16 protein-coding genes are annotated in these 18,942 nt (G+C 29.1%); all 16 read left to right on the forward strand.

Annotated features, from left to right (window positions below; all coding sequences use genetic code 11):
- The first annotated feature begins 11 nt into the window (after positions 1-11).
- The 16 genes from HLB29_RS03255 to HLB29_RS03330 all read left to right on the forward strand — a co-directional run bounded on the left by HLB29_RS03255 (position 12) and on the right by HLB29_RS03330 (position 18,915).
- A complete protein-coding gene (locus HLB29_RS03255) occupies positions 12-1,385 on the forward strand; it encodes an NCS2 family permease (protein WP_185623726.1) in 1,374 nt (457 codons plus the stop codon).
- Between the two features lie 122 nt (positions 1,386-1,507).
- A complete protein-coding gene (locus HLB29_RS03260) occupies positions 1,508-3,127 on the forward strand; it encodes an ABC-F family ATP-binding cassette domain-containing protein (protein WP_185623727.1) in 1,620 nt (539 codons plus the stop codon).
- 454 nt (positions 3,128-3,581) lie between these two features.
- Complete coding sequence (locus tag HLB29_RS03265; protein ID WP_185623728.1) at positions 3,582-4,148, forward strand: recombinase family protein; 567 nt, start codon at positions 3,582-3,584, stop codon at positions 4,146-4,148.
- Between the two features lie 226 nt (positions 4,149-4,374).
- Positions 4,375-5,085 carry a SatD family protein gene (locus HLB29_RS03270; protein ID WP_185623729.1) on the forward strand — a complete coding sequence of 237 codons (711 nt, stop codon included), beginning with the start codon at positions 4,375-4,377 and terminating at the stop codon, positions 5,083-5,085.
- The gene (locus tag HLB29_RS03275; RefSeq protein ID WP_185623730.1) at positions 5,078-5,863 is read left to right on the forward strand and encodes a DUF3307 domain-containing protein; all 786 of its coding nucleotides are present in this window, start codon (positions 5,078-5,080) and stop codon (positions 5,861-5,863) included. The genes HLB29_RS03270 and HLB29_RS03275 overlap by 8 nt, the downstream gene beginning before the upstream one ends.
- Positions 5,864-6,079: 216 nt before the next feature.
- Positions 6,080-6,691, forward strand: a complete 612-nt coding sequence (locus tag HLB29_RS03280) for an NUDIX hydrolase (RefSeq protein WP_185623731.1) — start codon at positions 6,080-6,082, stop codon at positions 6,689-6,691.
- Between the two features lie 148 nt (positions 6,692-6,839).
- Positions 6,840-7,130, forward strand: a complete 291-nt coding sequence (locus HLB29_RS03285) for a thiamine-binding protein (RefSeq protein ID WP_185623732.1) — start codon at positions 6,840-6,842, stop codon at positions 7,128-7,130.
- 148 nt (positions 7,131-7,278) lie between these two features.
- Positions 7,279-7,866: an ABC transporter permease gene (locus tag HLB29_RS03290; RefSeq protein ID WP_330604377.1), complete on the forward strand. Its 588-nt coding sequence runs from the start codon at positions 7,279-7,281 to the stop codon at positions 7,864-7,866.
- 76 nt (positions 7,867-7,942) lie between these two features.
- Entirely contained in the window at positions 7,943-8,959 is a 1,017-nt protein-coding gene (locus HLB29_RS03295; protein WP_185623734.1) for an ABC transporter substrate-binding protein, read from the forward strand.
- Positions 8,934-9,659, forward strand: coding sequence for an ABC transporter ATP-binding protein (locus tag HLB29_RS03300; RefSeq protein WP_185623735.1), 726 nt, complete (start codon positions 8,934-8,936; stop codon positions 9,657-9,659). Before HLB29_RS03295 ends, HLB29_RS03300 begins: the two co-directional genes overlap by 26 nt.
- 188 nt (positions 9,660-9,847) lie before the next feature.
- Positions 9,848-10,450 (forward strand): TetR/AcrR family transcriptional regulator, encoded by a 603-nt coding sequence (locus tag HLB29_RS03305; protein ID WP_185623736.1) that lies wholly within the window; start codon positions 9,848-9,850, stop codon positions 10,448-10,450.
- Between the two features lie 40 nt (positions 10,451-10,490).
- On the forward strand, positions 10,491-11,837 hold the full coding sequence (locus HLB29_RS03310; protein ID WP_185623737.1) for an MATE family efflux transporter: 1,347 nt from the start codon (positions 10,491-10,493) through the stop codon (positions 11,835-11,837).
- Between the two features lie 139 nt (positions 11,838-11,976).
- The gene (mutS, locus tag HLB29_RS03315; RefSeq protein WP_185623738.1) at positions 11,977-14,673 is read left to right on the forward strand and encodes a DNA mismatch repair protein MutS; all 2,697 of its coding nucleotides are present in this window, start codon (positions 11,977-11,979) and stop codon (positions 14,671-14,673) included.
- A gap of 17 nt (positions 14,674-14,690) precedes the next feature.
- Positions 14,691-16,697, forward strand: coding sequence for a DNA mismatch repair endonuclease MutL (gene mutL / locus HLB29_RS03320; RefSeq protein WP_185623739.1), 2,007 nt, complete (start codon positions 14,691-14,693; stop codon positions 16,695-16,697).
- Between the two features lie 10 nt (positions 16,698-16,707).
- Entirely contained in the window at positions 16,708-17,640 is a 933-nt protein-coding gene (gene miaA, locus HLB29_RS03325) for a tRNA (adenosine(37)-N6)-dimethylallyltransferase MiaA (RefSeq protein WP_185623740.1), read from the forward strand.
- On the forward strand, positions 17,641-18,915 hold the full coding sequence (locus HLB29_RS03330) for a methionine gamma-lyase family protein (RefSeq protein ID WP_185623741.1): 1,275 nt from the start codon (positions 17,641-17,643) through the stop codon (positions 18,913-18,915). It abuts the gene before it with no gap.
- The last annotated feature ends 27 nt before the right edge of the window (positions 18,916-18,942 follow it).

Here is an 18,942-nt window from a genome sequence, read left to right on the forward strand (position 1 = left end):
GGAGGTATTAAATGAATTCAAATCAAGAATTAAGTGGTATTAACAAGTTATTTCCATTGTTGGCAGTTAAAGATGCCAACATAAGAAAAGAAATAGTTGCAGGTATTACTACTTTCTTAACAATGGCTTACATAATTGCCGTTAATCCAGGTACACTTTCTGCTGCCGGAATGGATGCAGGAGCTTTAGTGACTGGTACTTGTCTTGCTGCAGCAATAGGTTGTTTTATAATGGGATTTATGGCTAATTTACCATTTGCACTTGCATCTGGTATGGGATTAAATGCTTTTTTCGCTTATACTGTAGTTCTTAAAGGTGGAGTTCCTTGGGAGGTGGCTCTTACAGCTGTATTTGTAGAAGGTATTATTTTTATTTTTCTAACATTATTTAAAGTGCGTGAAGCTGTAGTAAATTCTATACCTTTAAATATGAAACACGCGGTTACTGCAGGTATAGGAATATTTATAGCGTTTATCGGGCTAAAAGGCTGTGGGCTAATTGTTGGAAATGAAGCTACTTTAGTTAGTTTAAACCATATCACACCAACAGTTCTATTTGCTTTTGTAGGTTTAATAGTCATAGCAGTTTTTGATAAAAAGGGTTTAAAAGGCTCTATTTTGGCAGGTATAGCCGTAGCATCAATTATAGCTTGGATATATGCACTTTCTAATCCCAAGCATGCTGCTGAATTAGGTATATACTTACCAAATGGAATATTTAAATATGAATCTATAAAACCAATAGCAGGTAAAGTGGATTTTAACTTTATGGCTCATCCAAAAGACATAGGAAACTTTTTTGTAGTTGTTTCAACACTTCTATTTGTTGATTTTTTCGATACAGTTGGTACACTTGTAGGCGTTTCTTCAAAAGCAAATATGCTTGACGAAAATGGTAGGGTGCCTAATGTAGGTAGAGCATTATTAGCTGATTCATTTGCGACAACTATTGGTGCATTGTTAGGTGTTTCAACTGTTACAACTTATGTTGAGTCTTCCACAGGCGTTCTTGCAGGTGGTAGAACAGGATATACTGCTGTTACTGTTGGAGTATTGTTTTTAATTGCAATGTTTTTCTCTCCAATATTTATAGCTATTCCAGCTTGTGCAACTGCACCTGCATTAATATACGTTGGATATTTAATGATAAGTTCCATACATGAAATTGATATACATAATATTACTGAAGGTTTACCATCGTTTATTACTGTTGTAAGTATGGCTTTAACATTTAGTATTGGGGATGGATTGACAATAGGTATACTATCTTATGTGGTAATTAATTTAATTTATAATATATTTGCCAAGAAGGAAGAAAGAGAGAAGATTTCTTGGGTTATGATAATACTAGCCCTTTTATTCTTTATAAAGTTGGCATTCTTATAAAATACTTGAAAAATAATGAATTTTTGGATAATATAGAAATATAGAGTAAATTGGACTATTGATTTTATTCGATAGTCCTTTTATATGTAATAAGAAAAATTATAAAAGGAAGGAAAAAATTAATGTTACAAGTAACTGATGTAGGTTTAAGATTTGGTGATAAAGAGTTATATAAAGAAGTAAATTTAAAATTTACCAAAGGAAATTGTTATGGAATAATTGGGGCTAACGGAGCTGGAAAAAGTACATTTTTAAAAATACTATCAGGAGAAATTGAGCCTAATACTGGTGTGGTTTCTATTACTGATAAGGAGAGAATGTCTGTTTTAAAACAAGACCATTTTAAATATGATAACACACCTGTAATTGATGTTGTAATAATGGGACATGAGAGATTGTGGAATATCATGAAAGAAAAAGAGTCCCTTTATATGAAAGAAGATTTTAGTGATGAAGATGGTATAAAGGCCGCTGAGTTAGAGGGAGAATTTGCTGAATTAGATGGATGGGATGCAGAAACCAATGCCGAAAAAATATTAATGGGGTTAGGAATAGAAAAGGAATTTCACTATTCACTAATGAATGAATTAAGTGGAGGAGATAAGATCAAAGTACTTCTTGCACAAGCTTTATTTGGGAATCCCGAAATTCTTCTTCTTGATGAGCCTACAAACCATCTTGATTATGCATCTATTAAATGGCTAAATGAATTTATAATAAATTTGGATGAAACAATAGTTATAGTTGTATCTCATGATAGACACTTCTTAAATACTATATGTACTCATATAGTAGATGTAGATTTTGGAAAAATTCAATTATACACTGGTAATTATGATTTTTGGTATGAATCAAGTCAACTTGCGCTTCAGCTAATGAAAGATCAAAATAAGAAAGCAGAAGAAAAGATTGCTCAGTTAAAAGAATTTATAGCTAGGTTTAGCTCTAATGCTTCTAAAGCAAAACAGGCAACTTCTAGAAAGAAACAATTAGAAAAACTAAATATAGAGGAGATACAACCTTCGAGAAGAAAATACCCTTATGTCGCTTTTAAACCGGAAAGAGAAATAGGAAATGAAGTTTTAGAATTACACAATATCACAAAAGAAATTGACGGAGTAAGGGTATTAAACGATGTGAGTTTTAGATTAGATAGTGAAGACAAAGTTGTCTTTATGGGAGATGATATTGCCACAACAGCTCTATTTGATATACTTTCAGGAAAAGATACAAATTTTGAAGGTTCATTTAAATGGGGAGTAACTACATCACAAGACTATATGCCTAAAAATCATAATGAATATTTTGATGGTTGTGAATTATCATTAGTGGACTGGTTAAGACAATATTCAGAAGAAAAAAGCGAGAGTTATATAAGAGGTTTTTTAGGAAGGATGCTATTTAGTGGAGATGAGGCATTAAAAGAGGCCAATGTCTTATCAGGAGGAGAAAAAGTAAGATGTATGTTATCAAAACTTATGCTTTCGAATGCCAATGTACTGATACTAGATGACCCTACAAACCACCTCGATCTAGAATCCATAACATCTGTCAATAAAGCACTAGAGGATTTTAAAGGAGTGTTATTGTTTAGTTCACATGATCATCAATTTATTTCATCTATTGCCAATAGAATTATATTTATTGGAGAAATGGGAATTTTAGATAGAAAGATGGATTTTGAAGAATTTATGGATAGTGAAGAAATTCAAGGATTGTTGAAAAAAATAATCCAAGAATAAATGGAATTTTAGAATGAATATATATTTAGAATAAAAAGCTATTTAAAATTATATTTATATTCTAAAATTATAGTCATAAACAAAAAATAGACTAATTAGTGAAAAATATAGAATCTTTAGTAATACCCAAATTCATTATGAATAAAAGAATTTGGGTGTTTTATTTTTTTAAAAAATAGAATCTTAAATTGTACCATTAAAATTTTAAACCATATATATGATTATATTAGATTGAAAATAATACATCATATATAATATTCAAAAATATTTTTCTATTTTTGAATATTAGTAATTGTCTTTTTAGTACAAACTATGATATAATATGTAATATCTAAAACAATTGTTCAATATTATATTTAATAAAAATATAATTATTTTTACTTTATAGATTTTTATCTGAAATTATATAGATTGATATGTTATAAGTTTTGAAACTTTAAGGAGGTGCAGTATTTTGATTTATGGTTATTGCAGAGCGACTACGCCTAAGCAAATAGAACAAGGCTTCTTAAAAGAACAAGAAGATAGAATAAGTGAGCGATATTATGGTTGTAAAATAATAAAAGAAACTACTCTTGATATGAATTTCAAGCCGGAACTTGCTAATTTACTTTCTTTAATAAAAGAAGGGGATACTTTAGTTGTGACAAAATTAGATAGATTTGCAAAATCGGTTTCGGATGCTTGTGAGATTATTGAAAATTTAAGAAGCAAAAATGCAAATATTCATATTTTAGATACTGGACTTATAGATGATTCTATTGCTGGAGATATGGTATTAAAAGTCATTATTTCAATGAATGAGTTTGAAAAAGCGTTATTAGTGGAAAGAATTCAGTCCGGAAAAAATAAGGCTAAAAAAACAAATGGATTCAAAGAAGGAAGACCTAAAAAATACTCTCAAAAACAGATTGAAGAAGCATTAAAAATGCTAGATTCTTATTCATATAAAAAAGTTGAAGAAATGACCGGCATTTCTAAAAGTACCCTGATTAGAGCAAAAAAGGAATTATCAAGATAATATAAATATATCAAGCTGGATTTTTCCAGCTTTTTCTTTTTTTCTTAATATTATATAAATAATTGGAGTTGATTTCAAATTTTTAGTATATTAGTATAAAAAGATTCCCTTTAAAGTGAATTATATATAAAGATTCGTATTGAAGGGAATCTTTATATATAGTATAATATATAGATGAAATACTTATATATTTAAGTAATATTTAATCTTTTGTGAGGTGCTAATTATGAATAATATAAATAATTCTCCTAATCAGAGATATGCAGCCATTATCGGTGATATTGTAAACTCAAGAAAAATAGAAAATAGAAATGAAATACAAAAAAGACTAAAAAATTTATTAGATGACATAAATAAAAAATACCATGAATATATAGCTTCTAAATTTATTATTACTTTGGGTGATGAATTCCAAGGACTTTTAAAAACTCCAGATAAAGCAATTGAAATTATTTCCTACATAGAAATAGGTTTATTATCAGTTGAGGTACGCTTTGGTATAGGTATAGGAGCAATATCTACTGATATTAACTATGAAAACTCTTCAGAAGTAGATGGTCCGGCATACCATAGAGCGAGAGAAATGATCTCAAGAATAGAATGTATAGAAAAGCAGTATACAGAAAGAATTTCAAATGTGATGATTAGCTCGACAGATGATAAACATCAAAGTAAAAATTACTGTATTGATGAATTGCTAAATTCTATATTATCTGTTTGTACTGCTTTAAAATCAAAATGGACTGAGAGACAAAAAGAAATAATTTTGACATATTTATCCAACGGACAAAATCAGTATAAAACAGCAAATGCTCTTAGTATAGGGCAATCAAGCGTTAATAAGGCTTTGAAAAGTGCTAAATACTATACTTATAAGTATGCAATGGAAACCATTGAAAAATACTTATCCGAATTTGGGAGGGAAAATTATGTATAGAATATTAGTTTTATTGATGTTAATAGGTCATTTTTTAGGCGACTTCTATTTCCAATCAAATTCTTTAGCAGTAGAAAAGGAAAAAAATATACCAAAATTATTTTTGCACTGTTTAATTTATTTTATAGTTATGATTTTGGTTATAACTCCAATATTTGGAAGTTCTGCTTTTATTTATGCTTTAACCGCTTCAATTGCTCATTTGATAGTTGATGTTGTGAAATTTGCATATAAACTTAATTGTAAGAATAAATTTTCTGAAAGAAAAGAGGCAATTGTCTACTTAATTGATCAAGCTGTACACATATTATGCATTATTTTTATTGTTTTATTTATTTCGGCTAAACAATATACTATTTTTTATACAGGATTAATTCAATCTATATATGAAAATAATATTTTGAGTTTCGATAGGATTTTTTCTTGGATTCTGGGATTATTAATTATAGTAAATCCTTGTAAAATAACTATTAAAAAAGTATTAAAAGGATTTAAATATGAATCAAATTATAGTAAAGAAAGTAATAAAAATAGCGATGTCCATAAAAGAGGAGGTAAGCCAAATGCCGGAGCCTTGATTGGAATTTTGGAAAGGAGTATAGTTTTATTACTTTTATCTGTTGGCCAATATTCTGCTATCGGTTTTGTATTAACTGCGAAATCAATAGCTAGATATAAAAAAATTAGTGATGATATAGTATTTGCTGAATATTATTTGATAGGTACCCTTCTGAGTAATTTTTTAGTTATTTTAACATATCTCTTGATTTTTATATAAAATTCATATGAGGATGAATCAATATAAAAGATAACCTGTTGAGTGAATCTTTTAAAATAAAAGATGCTTTTATCTAGCATATTTAGTGATATAAATCAGAATATAAAAAAATATAATATATTAATTATAGATTTATTTTCCATAATTTGGGATATACTTTTATAAAACGGAAGAATTATAAATTATTTAAATAGATAAATTATGTAAGGAGAAAAAATGATTGATTACAGAAAAATTTTTAAAGAATATGATAAAGGGGTAATAGGTCCTGATAAAGCCTTTATATCTTCAGTGGTTCTTCCTGTAGTAGAAATAGAAGGAAGAGATTCAATTATATTTCAACTTCGTTCCAAAAATTTAAAGCATCAACCCGGGGAAGTATCTTTACCGGGTGGAAGAGTTGATAACGGAGAAACTCCAAGAGAAGCTGCCATTAGAGAGTTTTGCGAAGAATTAGAATCAAATTCCAGTAATTTAGATATTATTACAGAATTAGATTCATATATAACACCTACTAAGGGAATTATACACTGCTATTTAGGAATATGTAAAAATGTCGATTTAGATATAAAAAATGATGAAGTAGAGGAACTTTTTACTGTGCCTATAGATTTTTTTAAGAAAAACGAACCGGATATTTATTATAATACTATTAAAATTACACCTTCATCTGACTTTCCTTTCGACGAGATGAATATTTCAAGAGAATATTTTTGGGGAAGTTTAAAGAATCAAGTTATTTTTTATAAATATGGTAAATATATTATTTGGGGAATTACGGCACAAATAGTTAGAAATTTTGTTAATAAACTTAGTTCTATGGTATAATAATAAATACAATATAAAAATACAGGGGAGCTTTTGCTGAGAGGAATTTTTTCGACCCTTTGACCCATTGGATAATGCCAGTGCTGGAATTTTATTTAGTCCCTCACTGTAGGGGCTTTTTTATTTGAAGTTGAAAGGAGATTTTTATATGGTTATTGCAGATATAGCTGTCATGCCACTTAGACCATTTGGTTGCGAGGAAGAAATGTATAAAGTTGTGGATGCTTGTATTAATGAAATAGAAATAAGTGGATTAAAATATGAAATTGGAGCAAATAGTACAACAGTTCAAGGTGGACTGGATGAAGTATTTGATTTAGCAAAAAAAATACATCTAATACCATTTGAATTAGGTTGTGAAAGAGTTATTACTATTTTCAGAATAGATCAAAAACAAGGTGGAATTACTATAGATGAAAAACTTAAAAATCACAGATAAATGGCTTAATTACTTATATCCAATAATTACTTTTTTTAGTATCATACTGATTTGGCAGATTTTTGTGAGTTATTTTAAAATACCTTCTTATATCTTGCCATCGCCGATGGATATATATAAGGAATTTTTATATGACTGGGAGATTCTTATGTTTCATAGTAAAGTAACCTTACTGGAAACGGTTTTAGGACTTGGAATTTCTGTTTTGGTCGCACTTATAATAGGTACAATGATGGATTTCATACCTATTCTTAAAAAAGCATTTTATCCAATTATGTATGTAACACAGATGATTCCTACTATTACAATAGCTCCTCTTCTTGTAATATGGTTTGGATTTGGAATTAAATCAAAGGTTTTATTGGTTATACTAACTTGTTTTTTTCCTATGCTTATAAATTTCACAGATGGTTTGGATAGTATAGACAGAGATTTTTTAAATTTATTTAGAGTAATGAGAGCAAGTAAATGGAAAACTTTTATTCATCTAAAGTTTCCGATGTCGTTGAATAAGTTTTTCACAGGTTTGAAAATTTCCAGTACTTATGCATTTATAGCAGCTACGGTTGCAGAATGGCTAGGAGGCTCAAATGGATTAGGAGTTTATATGGTTAGAGCAAAAAGTTCCTATGCATTAGATAAGGTGTTTGCCTGCACTATATTAGTGGTAATATTTAGTTTAATATTTGTGGGTATTATATCTTTTTTGAAAAAATATATAGTTAAAGCCATTTAACTTAGAATTATATCAATAATTTATAAAGCTTATATACAAAATGACATAAAATATTTAAAACAAAATGGAGGTTAAAATGAAACTAAAAAAAATACTATCATTAGGACTAGTGGGAGTAATTTCACTTTCTATTCTTACAGGTTGCTTTTCTAAAAAAGTTGAAGAACCTGTAAAATACAAAAATAAAAAAATAACGGTAATGTTAGACTACACTCCAAATACAAACCATACTGGTATGTATGTTGCAAAGGAAAAGGGGTATTACAAAGATTTAGGAATGGATGTGGATATAGTACAACCATCTGATGGTGATGCTCCAACATTGGTGGCGACTGGAAAAGCCGATTTCGGCGTAAGTTATCAGGAAGATGTTACTTATGCCCTAACTAGAGAGAAGGATCCTTTGCCTATCAAGGCAATTGCTGCAATAGTTCAGCATAACACCTCAGGGTTTGCATCTCCGGTTTCAAAAAATATTCATTCACCAAAAGATTTTGAAGGAAAAATTTATGGGGGATGGGGTTCTCCTTCTGAAGAAGCAATCATCAAATTGGCAATGAAAAAAAATGGGGCTGATTTTTCCAAACTAAAAAGAGTAGATATAGGTCAGGATGATTATTTTGCTGCGACTAAGAAAAATATAGATTTCGCATGGGTATATATGGGATGGACTGGAATTGAAGCTCAGCTTAGAGAAGAAGATATAAATTATATACCAATTAAAAGCATTGATCCTGCATTAGATTATTATACACCGGTACTTATCACAAGCAAGAAAATAGCTAATGAAGATAAAGATCTTGCTAAAAAATTTATGGAAGCTACTGCAAAGGGATATAGCTTTGCGATGGAAAATCCAAAAGAAGCAGCTGAAATTCTTTCAAAATCAGTGCCTGAATTAGATAAAAATCTTGTTGTGGAAAGCCAAAAGTATCTTGCTGGTGAATATCAGTCAGATGCAAAGTTTTGGGGAGAAATGAAAGTATCAGTATGGAAAAATTATGCTAATTTTATGAAAAATAATGGCTTGATAAAAATGGATTTAGACGTTGATGAGGCATTTACAAATGAATTCTTACCAGGACAAAAATAAAAAAATAATTCTTAAAAATATCAATAAGTACTATGATGGAAATCAAATTCTAAAGGATATAAATTTATTTGTAAACAGGGGAGAACTTGTTTCATTAGTCGGACCAAGTGGTTGTGGAAAAAGTACAATTTTTAACATTATTACATCACTTACATCTTCTGATTCGGGTAATACATACGTTGATGGAGAAATTAGTTATATGTACCAAAAAGATTTGTTGCTTCCACACAAAGACATACTGGATAATGTGAGTCTGCCACTTCAAATTAAAGGTATAAGCAGAAAATATGCAAGAAAAGAAGCTGAAAAATATTTTGAAGTATTTGATTTAGTAGGTTATGAAACAAAATATCCATCTGAATTATCCGGTGGCATGAAACAAAGAGCAAACTTTTTAAGAACTTATATTTGTTCAAAAGATTTGATGCTTCTAGATGAACCATTTGGAGCATTGGATTCCATTACTAAGTCTTCGTTACAAGAATGGTTTTTATCAGTTAGAAAAAAAGTAAACTCAACTATATTGCTTATCACTCATGATATAGATGAAGCTATACTATTATCAGATAGAATATATGTGCTATCCTCTAGACCGGCAAGTATAAAAAAAGAATATATATTGACTGAACCTGATTATAATAAAAAAGATCTAGCTTTAAACGCCTGTCTAAAAAAAGAAATATTGACTTTATTAAAATAGTTATTTAAAAATTATTGACTCAAAAATAAGATTTTTTGGGTCAATTTTTTGAACAAAATTATAACTGATAATAAAAATCAAAAATAGTTGACTGGAATTTTAATAGATGATATAATCAAACTGACGATATCGTCGAAATATTTTTTGTTTAAATATAGTATATAGTTTTAAAAATATGGGGTGAAAAAATGAGTACTCGAAAAAAACTATCAGCAACCGAAAGAAAAAAAGAAATTTGTCAGGCTGCAAGAGAGAAATTTTTAGAAAAGGGTTTTAATAATACGACAATGGAGGATGTAATAAATAATACATCCATGTCAAAAGGAGGTGTGTACTATTATTACAAAAATACTGCAGATATCCTGTACGACATCATGAAAGAAGGAAATGAATACAGAAAAGGAATAATAAAAAATTATCTGAAAGAAAATTCTCGTAAAAATTGGGAAGAGAAATTTTCAGAAATGATTGTTGATAAAATGATTGATAATAATGATTTTATGCCTATATATGTTATGTTTCTGCAAGAAATAAAAAAAGATATCAATTTGAAAAATCTATATGACAAATTAAAATATGAAGTTACAAATGATTTAGACAAAATTGATGAAGAAGTTTTTAGAGAAAATAGAGATTTATTTATGAATGAATTTATAATATCATTTATAAACTCTATTATACTAGGAGCCGAAATTTTAGGGGATAGAGATGTTTTTATAAAAAATAAAGATGTTTTGTTAGTTATGTTAAGAGCATATATAGAATACTATAAAAAGAAAAATAATAAATAATTAACTATATATTTAAAGCTTTTAAAAGGGGGAAAATAGAGTGAATGAGAGCATGAAAGAGCAATTACTTACAAAGAGTCCGATTAATCTGATGTTCCAATTATCAATACCTGCTGTAATTGGAATGCTGGTAATAGGTTTATATCCATTGATGGATGGTATTTTTGCAGGGCAAATAATAGGCGAAAAAGCAATGGCAGCTTGTAGCGTATCTATGCCATTGACATTGGCAAATAATGGAATTGCAGTTCTCATAGGTATTGGTAGCGCTTCAATTCTTTCAAGAGCATTGGGAAAAGGTGATTATAAAAAAGTAGACAAAATAATGGGAAATTTAATATTTTGGGTGTTACTATTTTCAATCATTATTATGATAACAGGTATATTATTGTCCGAAAAATTTTTATTACTCCTTGGTACAACTAAAGAAATTAGAAGTTTAGGAGTAAGGTATCTAAGAATAATTTTTTTAGGATCTATTTTTGTTAATTTTACGCAATCAGCTAATATGGTAATGCGTGGTGAGGGACTAATGAAAAAAGCCATGATGATTATGGGATTAGGTGCTGCACTAAATATAATATTGGATCCTATTTTTATGATAGCAATGGGAGATAATGCAATTGAAGGTGCAGCAATAGCTACCATTTTATCTCAATTTATCCAGGGCATAGTCACTTTAAATTATTTTGTAAGAAAAAGTAAAATCGTAAAAATACATAAGATAAAACCAGAAAAAGAGATTTATGGAGAAATGTTTTCTGTTGGTGTATCAGCAATGTTCATGCAAATATTATTTATGGTACAACAAACCATTTTATACAAACAGGCCTTTAAATATGGAGGAGAGCCTAGTGGTATATTAATGTCAGCTACAATGAGGCTTTATGGATTTTCATTTATTCCTATTTGGGGAATGAGTCAAGGGCTTCAGCCTATAATCGGTACAAATTTTGGAGCAAGAAAAATTGACAGAGTTAGAGAAACAATGAAAATTTTTTGTATAGGTGGAACCGTTCTTGCAGCATTATTTTGGATACCAGCAGAATTATTTTCGGAAAAGATATTGTTGCTTTTTAAAATTAGCCCTGAAATAATTGCTAAAGGGATTACTAATTTTAGGCTGTTTTACTCAATATTCATGTTATATGGAATAATGATAATGATCATTACTTATTTTCAGTCTATAGGTGATGGTAAAAAAGCAGGATTGATAGTTATGTTTCGACAATTAATTTTATTCATACCGGCAATGATACTATTACCGATGTTTTTCGGTTCAACGGCAGTTTGGTGGGCCGAACCAGTTGTTGATTTTATTGTAATAATATCAGGAATTTTGATTTTGATAAAAGATTTAAAAAAACAAAGTTATAAAATGATTTAAGGGGAAGAATAAAAATTTTATCTATATTAATAGGACTTATTATACTTGCGATATAGGTCCTATTTTTATTAACTAAAAAGCATATTTATTAGATATTTATGATATAATTAAACATTAGAGGTATATTATGGAGGTATGTATGGATATAGATAAAAATAAACTTTCACCTATGATGAAAAAATATCTGGAAACAAAAGAACAGTATTCTGATTGTATTCTTTTTTATAGATTGGGCGATTTTTATGAAATGTTTTTTGATGACGCATTACTTGCTTCTAAAGTATTAAATATTGCTCTTACCGGAAAAGCATGTGGATTAGAAGAAAGAGCACCCATGTGCGGAGTTCCATATCATTCTGTTTCTACTTATCTGGCAAAATTAATAGAATCAGGATATAAAGTGGCAATTGGAGAACAGGTTGAAGATCCGGCAACTGCTAAAGGATTAGTAAAAAGAGAAGTAGTGAAGATAGTAACACCAGGAACATTACTTGAAAATGATACTCTGGAAAATACTAAAAATAACTATTTAATGACTATTTATTGCGAGGGTCAGGATTCCTCTATAACGTATGTAGATATAACTACAGGAGAATTAAATTCCACTTTAATTAATAAAAATAATATAAAAGATGAAGTTGCCAAAATATCACCTGCTGAGATTATTTCTAATGATAAAGAAATAGTGAAATCCCTAAAATCATTATCTCAGATGTCTAATATTTATTTGAATTATGATTTTGATCAGGATTTGCTAAGCGAAAAAGTACTATATAATACTTTTTCCAGGGAATATCTTTCTTCTCTGAATATAGAAAATAATAATCTATATAAATCTATATCGATTGCTTTAAATTATATTAGAAATACACAGATGATAGAGTCTACTAATATTAGCAAAATAAATATATATAAATCAACTGACTATATGGCTCTTGACATATTCACAAGGGTAAATCTTGAGTTGACACAAACAATTAGAGGTGGTAGCAAGAAAGGTTCTTTATTGAAAGTACTTGATTATACATCTACACCTATGGGAGCAAGAATGCTTAGAAAATACATTGAGCAACCTCTTACTAATAAAACAAAGATAGATTATAGACTGGATGTCAGCGAATCTATAAAAAACGATTTTATTTTAAGAGAAGAATTGAAAAATTCATTGTCAAAAATTTTTGATTTAGAGAGAATTTGTGCAAAAATAGCCTATGAAAGAGTGATGCCAAAAGATTTGATAAATTTGAAAAATAGCATATCTATGCTTCCAAATATTATAAAGACTATAGTAAATTCAAAAGTAGATATTTTAAAAGATTTTGCAGATAATATTGATCCCCTGTATGACATATTTGAATTAATAGAAAACTCAATACTTGATGAACCATCAAATAATATTAAAGATGGTAATATAATCAAGAGTGAATATTCGAAAGAACTTGAAGAGTTAAGGGATATTTCTAATAATGGTGCATATTTAATTAAAGATATTGAAAAAAGAGAAAGGGAAAAAACAGGCGCAAAAACTTTAAAAATCGGTTACAACAAAGTTTTTGGATATTATATTGAGATGACAAAATCGGCCCTTTCGCAAGTGGATTTGGATGAATCGTATATTAGAAAACAAACTCTTGTAAATGCTGAAAGATTTATAACTCCTGAGCTTAAGGAAATAGAAGATAAAATAATAAATGCAGAAGATAAAATAAAAAATATTGAGTATGATATATTTAAACTCATAAGAAATTCTGTATATGAAAATATTGAAAGAATACAAATAGTAGCCAATATAATCGCTGAATTAGACATATATTTATCAAATGCAATAATGGCAAATAAATATAACTATGTAAAACCTACTATTAATACATCAGGCAGACTTGAAATAAAAGATGGGAGACATCCTGTTATTGAACAAATAATGGGGAGTGAAAATTTTATCTCAAATGATACATATATTGATGATGAAAATAAGATAAATATTATAACAGGACCAAATATGTCCGGGAAATCAACATATATGCGGCAAGTTGCTTTAATTTCGTTAATGGCACATATCGGTTGTTACGTGCCTGCAACATCAGCAAATATACCTATTCTAGATAGAATTTTTACAAGGGTTGGAGCAAGCGATGATTTATCGCAAGGACAATCAACATTTATGGTCGAAATGAATGAAGTAAGCCAGATTCTTTCTAATGCTACAAAAGACAGTTTAATTATTTTAGACGAAGTAGGTCGTGGAACAAGTACATACGATGGGATTTCATTAGCATGGTCTATAGTCGAATATATTCATGATAATATAGAGGCCAAGACTTTATTTGCTACACACTATCACGAGCTTACGGAATTAGAAAATAAATATAAAAATATTAAGAATTATTCTGTACAGGTAAAAGAAGATGGGGATAATATTGTATTTTTAAGAAAAATTATACCTAACGCAGCAGATAGAAGTTATGGAATATATGTGGCAAAATTGGCAAAATTACCTGACGAAGTGATATCTAGAGCAGATAAAATTTTATCTGAACTGGAAAAAAATCATATTTATAATGCTACAAGTATCGATAAATCGAACGAATACATAAATTCAGAAATATCAGATTTCGAAAATAATCAAGTAAAAAAGTACGAAAACTTGAAAGAGAATAACTTTATTCAGGAGCCTAAGCAACCTGTTCAACTTATATTCAACACAGAAACAATCGGAAATAGTGAATATGAAGAATTTGTAGATTCGATTCTTGAAATTGATTTAATGAATTCTACTCCAATGGATATTATGACTGTTGTATATGAATTACAAAAAAAGGCTAAAGAAATAAAATAAGAAAGTTAGGAGGTTATATGGCTAGAATAAATATCTTAGACGATTCAACAATAAATAAAATTGCAGCAGGTGAAGTCATAGAAAGACCTTCATCTATAGTAAAAGAGTTGGTTGAAAACTCTATTGATGCCGGCTCGACTATAATAACTGTAGAAATACAAAATGGGGGTAAAGATTTAATAAAAGTTGTAGATAATGGCTATGGGATAGAGCACGATGATGTTAACAAAGCTTTTATGAGACATGCTACAAGTAAAATAAATAGAGCGGAGGATTTATATGATTTAAATTCTCTGGGATTTAGAGGGGAAGCTCTTGCATCGATTGCAGCTGTTTCAAAGCTGGAAATGTTAACTAAAACCAATGATGCACTGATTGGAACAAATATTAAAGTTGATGGTGGAAGAATTATTTCAAAAAAACCATCTGCGTCGAATAATGGAACAAAAATAGTAGTTAACTCATTATTTTTTAATACTCCTGCAAGAAGAAAATTTCTCAAATCCAATCAGTCTGAAACCCAAGCAATTACTGATTTAATGAATAAACTCGCAATAGGCAATCCAGATATCAAGTTTATATATATAAACAATAAAAAAAATGTATTTGAAACACTTGGAGATGGCAGTATTTATAATACAATTAGGCTTATATATGGAAAAGATGTAAGTGATAACTTAATTAAACTGGATTTTGAATCTAAGTTTTTTAAAATTGATGGTTATATAGCAAATAATAATATATATAGATCAAATAGAAATTTACAACATTTATTTATAAATGGCAGATATGTCAAAAGTTCAAATATTATGAATATAATTAATGAATCATATAAAGCTATAATACCAATCAATAAATTTCCGGTTTATTTTATTAACCTACATATAAATCCTAATATGATAGATGTGAATATTCATCCAAATAAATTAGAAGTGAAATTTGATAGTGAGGATATATTGTTGGGAGATTTAGGTGACTATATTAGAGGAGTTCTTATGAAAAGCAGCCTTATTGGCAAATATAATCCTAAAAAAGAAACTAAATCACTATTTGATAAATCCAGATTTGCACAATATAATGACTTTTCTTATTCAAAAGAAGAACAAATAAAAAACGATGCTGAAATAAGTGAAAGAAAAGAGGTTAGTGAAGGAATCTATAGCAGCGAAAAAAAATCTGGTATAACAGATTCTATAGATAATAATTCAAATGAAAGATCTGATCAAAACATAGATATAAACAATAGCAATTTTAATGCAGATATAATAGAAGAGTCTAATATAGTTAATACTACTTCTTCTTTTTCAATGCTAGAAAATTTTATTGAGTCGACAGAAAATATTAAAACTGCAAAAAATGACAGCGATATAAATCTTTATACAGATAATGTAGATAATGTAGAAACAAAAGAATTTTCTTTTTTAGAAAACGAACCTGCTAAGAATAGTGACTTTAAAAACCTTAAATTTATAGGTATAATTTTTGATACTTATATTATATTTTCTCGAGGGGATGAAATGATAATGGTAGACCAACATGCCGCTCATGAGAGAGTAAGGTTTGAAGAATATATGAACAAATTTAAATCTAATAAGGTTAACATACAAATGTTGATAGATCCGATAATAATGGATTTATCTCCCGGTGATATGCTGAAAACACTGGCTAATTTAGATGTATTTGAACAATACGGTTTCTTAGTCGAAGAGTTCGGACACAAAAACATAAGTATAAGAGGAGTTCCTAATGTATTTGGAAAACCTGAAAGTCAACGGTTTATTTACGAGCTTATAGACAATATTGATAAAATTGATAATATTTATGATACAAAATATGATGAAATTGCTGAAATTGCTTGTAAATCCGCAATTAAAGCCAATGATAAAATAGGTTATAGTGAAGCTGTCGAACTTATAAAACAACTGGAAAAATGTGATAATCAATATACGTGTCCTCATGGAAGACCTGTTTTAGTGAAGATGACGAAATACGATATAGAAAAAATGTTTAAAAGAATATTATAGAAAGGTAGAAATGATGTCAAAGATACCAATACTTATACTTACAGGTCCTACTGCAGTTGGGAAGACTGATTTATCTGTAAAATTAGCAGAAATACTCAATGCAGAAATCATTTCAGCCGATGCTACTCAAATATATAAAAAAATGGACATTGGTAGTGCTAAAATTACTCATAGAGAAATGAAAGGTGTTCCTCACCATTTAATTGATATACTTAATCCGGATGATGAATTTTCAGTATCCGAATATGGTGATCTGGCAAAAAAATGTATTGAAGATATACATAATAGAGGAAAATTTCCCATTATAACAGGGGGTACAGGACTTTATTTAAATTCTATTTTGTATAAAATGAATTTTGGAAATTCCAATTCCGATGAAAGGTTAAGATTGGAACTAAATGAATTACTTAATAATAAAGGAATTGATTATATGCATAATTTGTTAAAATCATATTCTGAAGAAGTTGCCAATAAAATTCATAAAAATAATACGAAAAGAGTCATTAGGGCAATTGAAATTTTTAAATTGGGTGGAGAGTTAGGAGATTTTTCCAAGGACTTAGAACTCAATGAAAAATATGATGCAAAAATCGTAGTATTAAATAGAAATAGAAAATTACTATATGATAGAATTAATTATAGAGTTGACTTGATGTTTGAAAATGGTCTGATAGAAGAAGTGAAATCACTAGTTGATGAAGGATTTTCTAAAGATCTTGTTTCAATGAAAGCAATTGGATATAAAGAGATAATTGATTACTTAAATGGAATAACAACACTGGAAGAATCCAAATCAATTATAAAACAGAATAGCAGAAGATATGCCAAAAGACAAATTACCTGGTTTAAAAGGTATAAAGATGCATTTTGGATTGACTTGGATAACACAAAAAACATAGATGAACAAATAGATATTATTATGAATCTACTTAAGGAGAGATAAATGTTAAGGGAAACGGAAGAAATTTTGCTAAGAAAATATGGAATAAAAAAAGAAATTTTTGAATTATCTAAATCTGTAGATGAAGATATAAAAGAACAGTTTGATAGAATGAAAGAAATTAGAGAATATAATCAGTTAAAAGTTTTAAATGCAATGCAGGAAGCAAATCTAAGCGATAACCATTTCAACTGGACTACAGGATATGGATATAATGATCTGGGGAGAGAAAAGGTTGAAGAGATATATGCTAAAGTTTTTCATTCTGAAGATGCCCTTGTAAGGCCTCAAATTGTAAACGGAACTCATGCTTTATCTTTGACTATACAGGGAATAGTAAGACCGGGTGATGAAATATTGTCAATAACTTCTGCACCTTATGATACTCTTCAGGGAGTAATTGGAATAAGGGAAGAAAAAGGATGCCTGAAGGAATTTGGTGTTACATATAAACAGGTTGATTTTCTAGAAGATGGAAACATAGATATTGAAGGAGCTAAAAATGAAATAGGAGAAAAAACTAAACTTGTAATGATACAGAGATCCAAGGGATATGCATGGAGAAAATCACTTAGCATATCGGATATTAAAGAGGCTATAAAAGCAGTGAAATCTGTAAAACAAGATGTCATAGTAATGATAGATAATTGTTATGGTGAATTTTTGGAAGCACTGGAACCAACTGATGTTGGAGCAGATGTTATGGCAGGATCTTTAATTAAAAATCCTGGAGGAGGGCTCGCATTGGCAGGTGGTTATATAGTTGGGAAAAAAGATTTGATTGAACTAATTTCATATAGGTTGACTTCACCTGGTATTGGAAAAGAATGTGGCCTTATGTTTGGAACTACCAGAACAATACTTCAAGGATTATTTTTAGCTCCGTACGTAGTGTCACAAGCTGTTATGGGAGCGGTATTTTGTGCCAGATTATTTGAAAAACTAGGATACAAAGTAAATCCATCTTATGATGCTGAAAGAAGTGACATTATACAAATAGTACAATTAAAAAGTGCAGATGAAGTAATCAAATTTTGTGAAGGTGTTCAAGAAGCCGCTCCTGTAGATTCTTTTGTAAAACCGGTACCATGGGCAATGCCTGGGTATGATGATGAAGTAATTATGGCGGCAGGAGCATTTGTTCAGGGTTCATCAATAGAATTAAGTGCAGATGCACCTATTAGAGAACCTTATAATGTATATTTTCAAGGTGGATTGACTTATGATCACTCAAAAATGGGTTCGTTAAAAGCACTAGAAAGAATGGGAATACTTTAATCAAAATATCAATAAGGCGAGTATATG

This window comes from Peptostreptococcus canis, from assembly GCF_014229965.1.
In the GTDB taxonomy this organism is placed as follows: Bacteria; Bacillota; Clostridia; order Peptostreptococcales; family Peptostreptococcaceae; genus Peptostreptococcus; species Peptostreptococcus canis.

What these genes read in the sequence shown, in the direction of transcription:
- HLB29_RS03255 (WP_185623726.1), top strand. Translation starts at nt 12, where the DNA reads ATGAATTCAAATCAAGAATTAAGTGGTATTAACAAGTTATTTCCATTG.
- HLB29_RS03260 (WP_185623727.1), top strand. Translation starts at nt 1,508, where the DNA reads ATGTTACAAGTAACTGATGTAGGTTTAAGATTTGGTGATAAAGAGTTA.
- HLB29_RS03270 (WP_185623729.1), top strand. Translation starts at nt 4,375, where the DNA reads ATGAATAATATAAATAATTCTCCTAATCAGAGATATGCAGCCATTATC.
- HLB29_RS03275 (WP_185623730.1), top strand. Translation starts at nt 5,078, where the DNA reads ATGTATAGAATATTAGTTTTATTGATGTTAATAGGTCATTTTTTAGGC.
- HLB29_RS03280 (WP_185623731.1), top strand. Translation starts at nt 6,080, where the DNA reads ATGATTGATTACAGAAAAATTTTTAAAGAATATGATAAAGGGGTAATA.
- HLB29_RS03285 (WP_185623732.1), top strand. Translation starts at nt 6,840, where the DNA reads ATGGTTATTGCAGATATAGCTGTCATGCCACTTAGACCATTTGGTTGC.
- HLB29_RS03290 (WP_330604377.1), top strand. Translation starts at nt 7,279, where the DNA reads ATGTTTCATAGTAAAGTAACCTTACTGGAAACGGTTTTAGGACTTGGA.
- HLB29_RS03295 (WP_185623734.1), top strand. Translation starts at nt 7,943, where the DNA reads ATGAAACTAAAAAAAATACTATCATTAGGACTAGTGGGAGTAATTTCA.
- HLB29_RS03300 (WP_185623735.1), top strand. Translation starts at nt 8,934, where the DNA reads ATGAATTCTTACCAGGACAAAAATAAAAAAATAATTCTTAAAAATATC.
- HLB29_RS03305 (WP_185623736.1), top strand. Translation starts at nt 9,848, where the DNA reads ATGAGTACTCGAAAAAAACTATCAGCAACCGAAAGAAAAAAAGAAATT.
- mutS (WP_185623738.1), top strand. Translation starts at nt 11,977, where the DNA reads ATGGATATAGATAAAAATAAACTTTCACCTATGATGAAAAAATATCTG.
- mutL (WP_185623739.1), top strand. Translation starts at nt 14,691, where the DNA reads ATGGCTAGAATAAATATCTTAGACGATTCAACAATAAATAAAATTGCA.
- miaA (WP_185623740.1), top strand. Translation starts at nt 16,708, where the DNA reads ATGATGTCAAAGATACCAATACTTATACTTACAGGTCCTACTGCAGTT.
- HLB29_RS03330 (WP_185623741.1), top strand. Translation starts at nt 17,641, where the DNA reads ATGTTAAGGGAAACGGAAGAAATTTTGCTAAGAAAATATGGAATAAAA.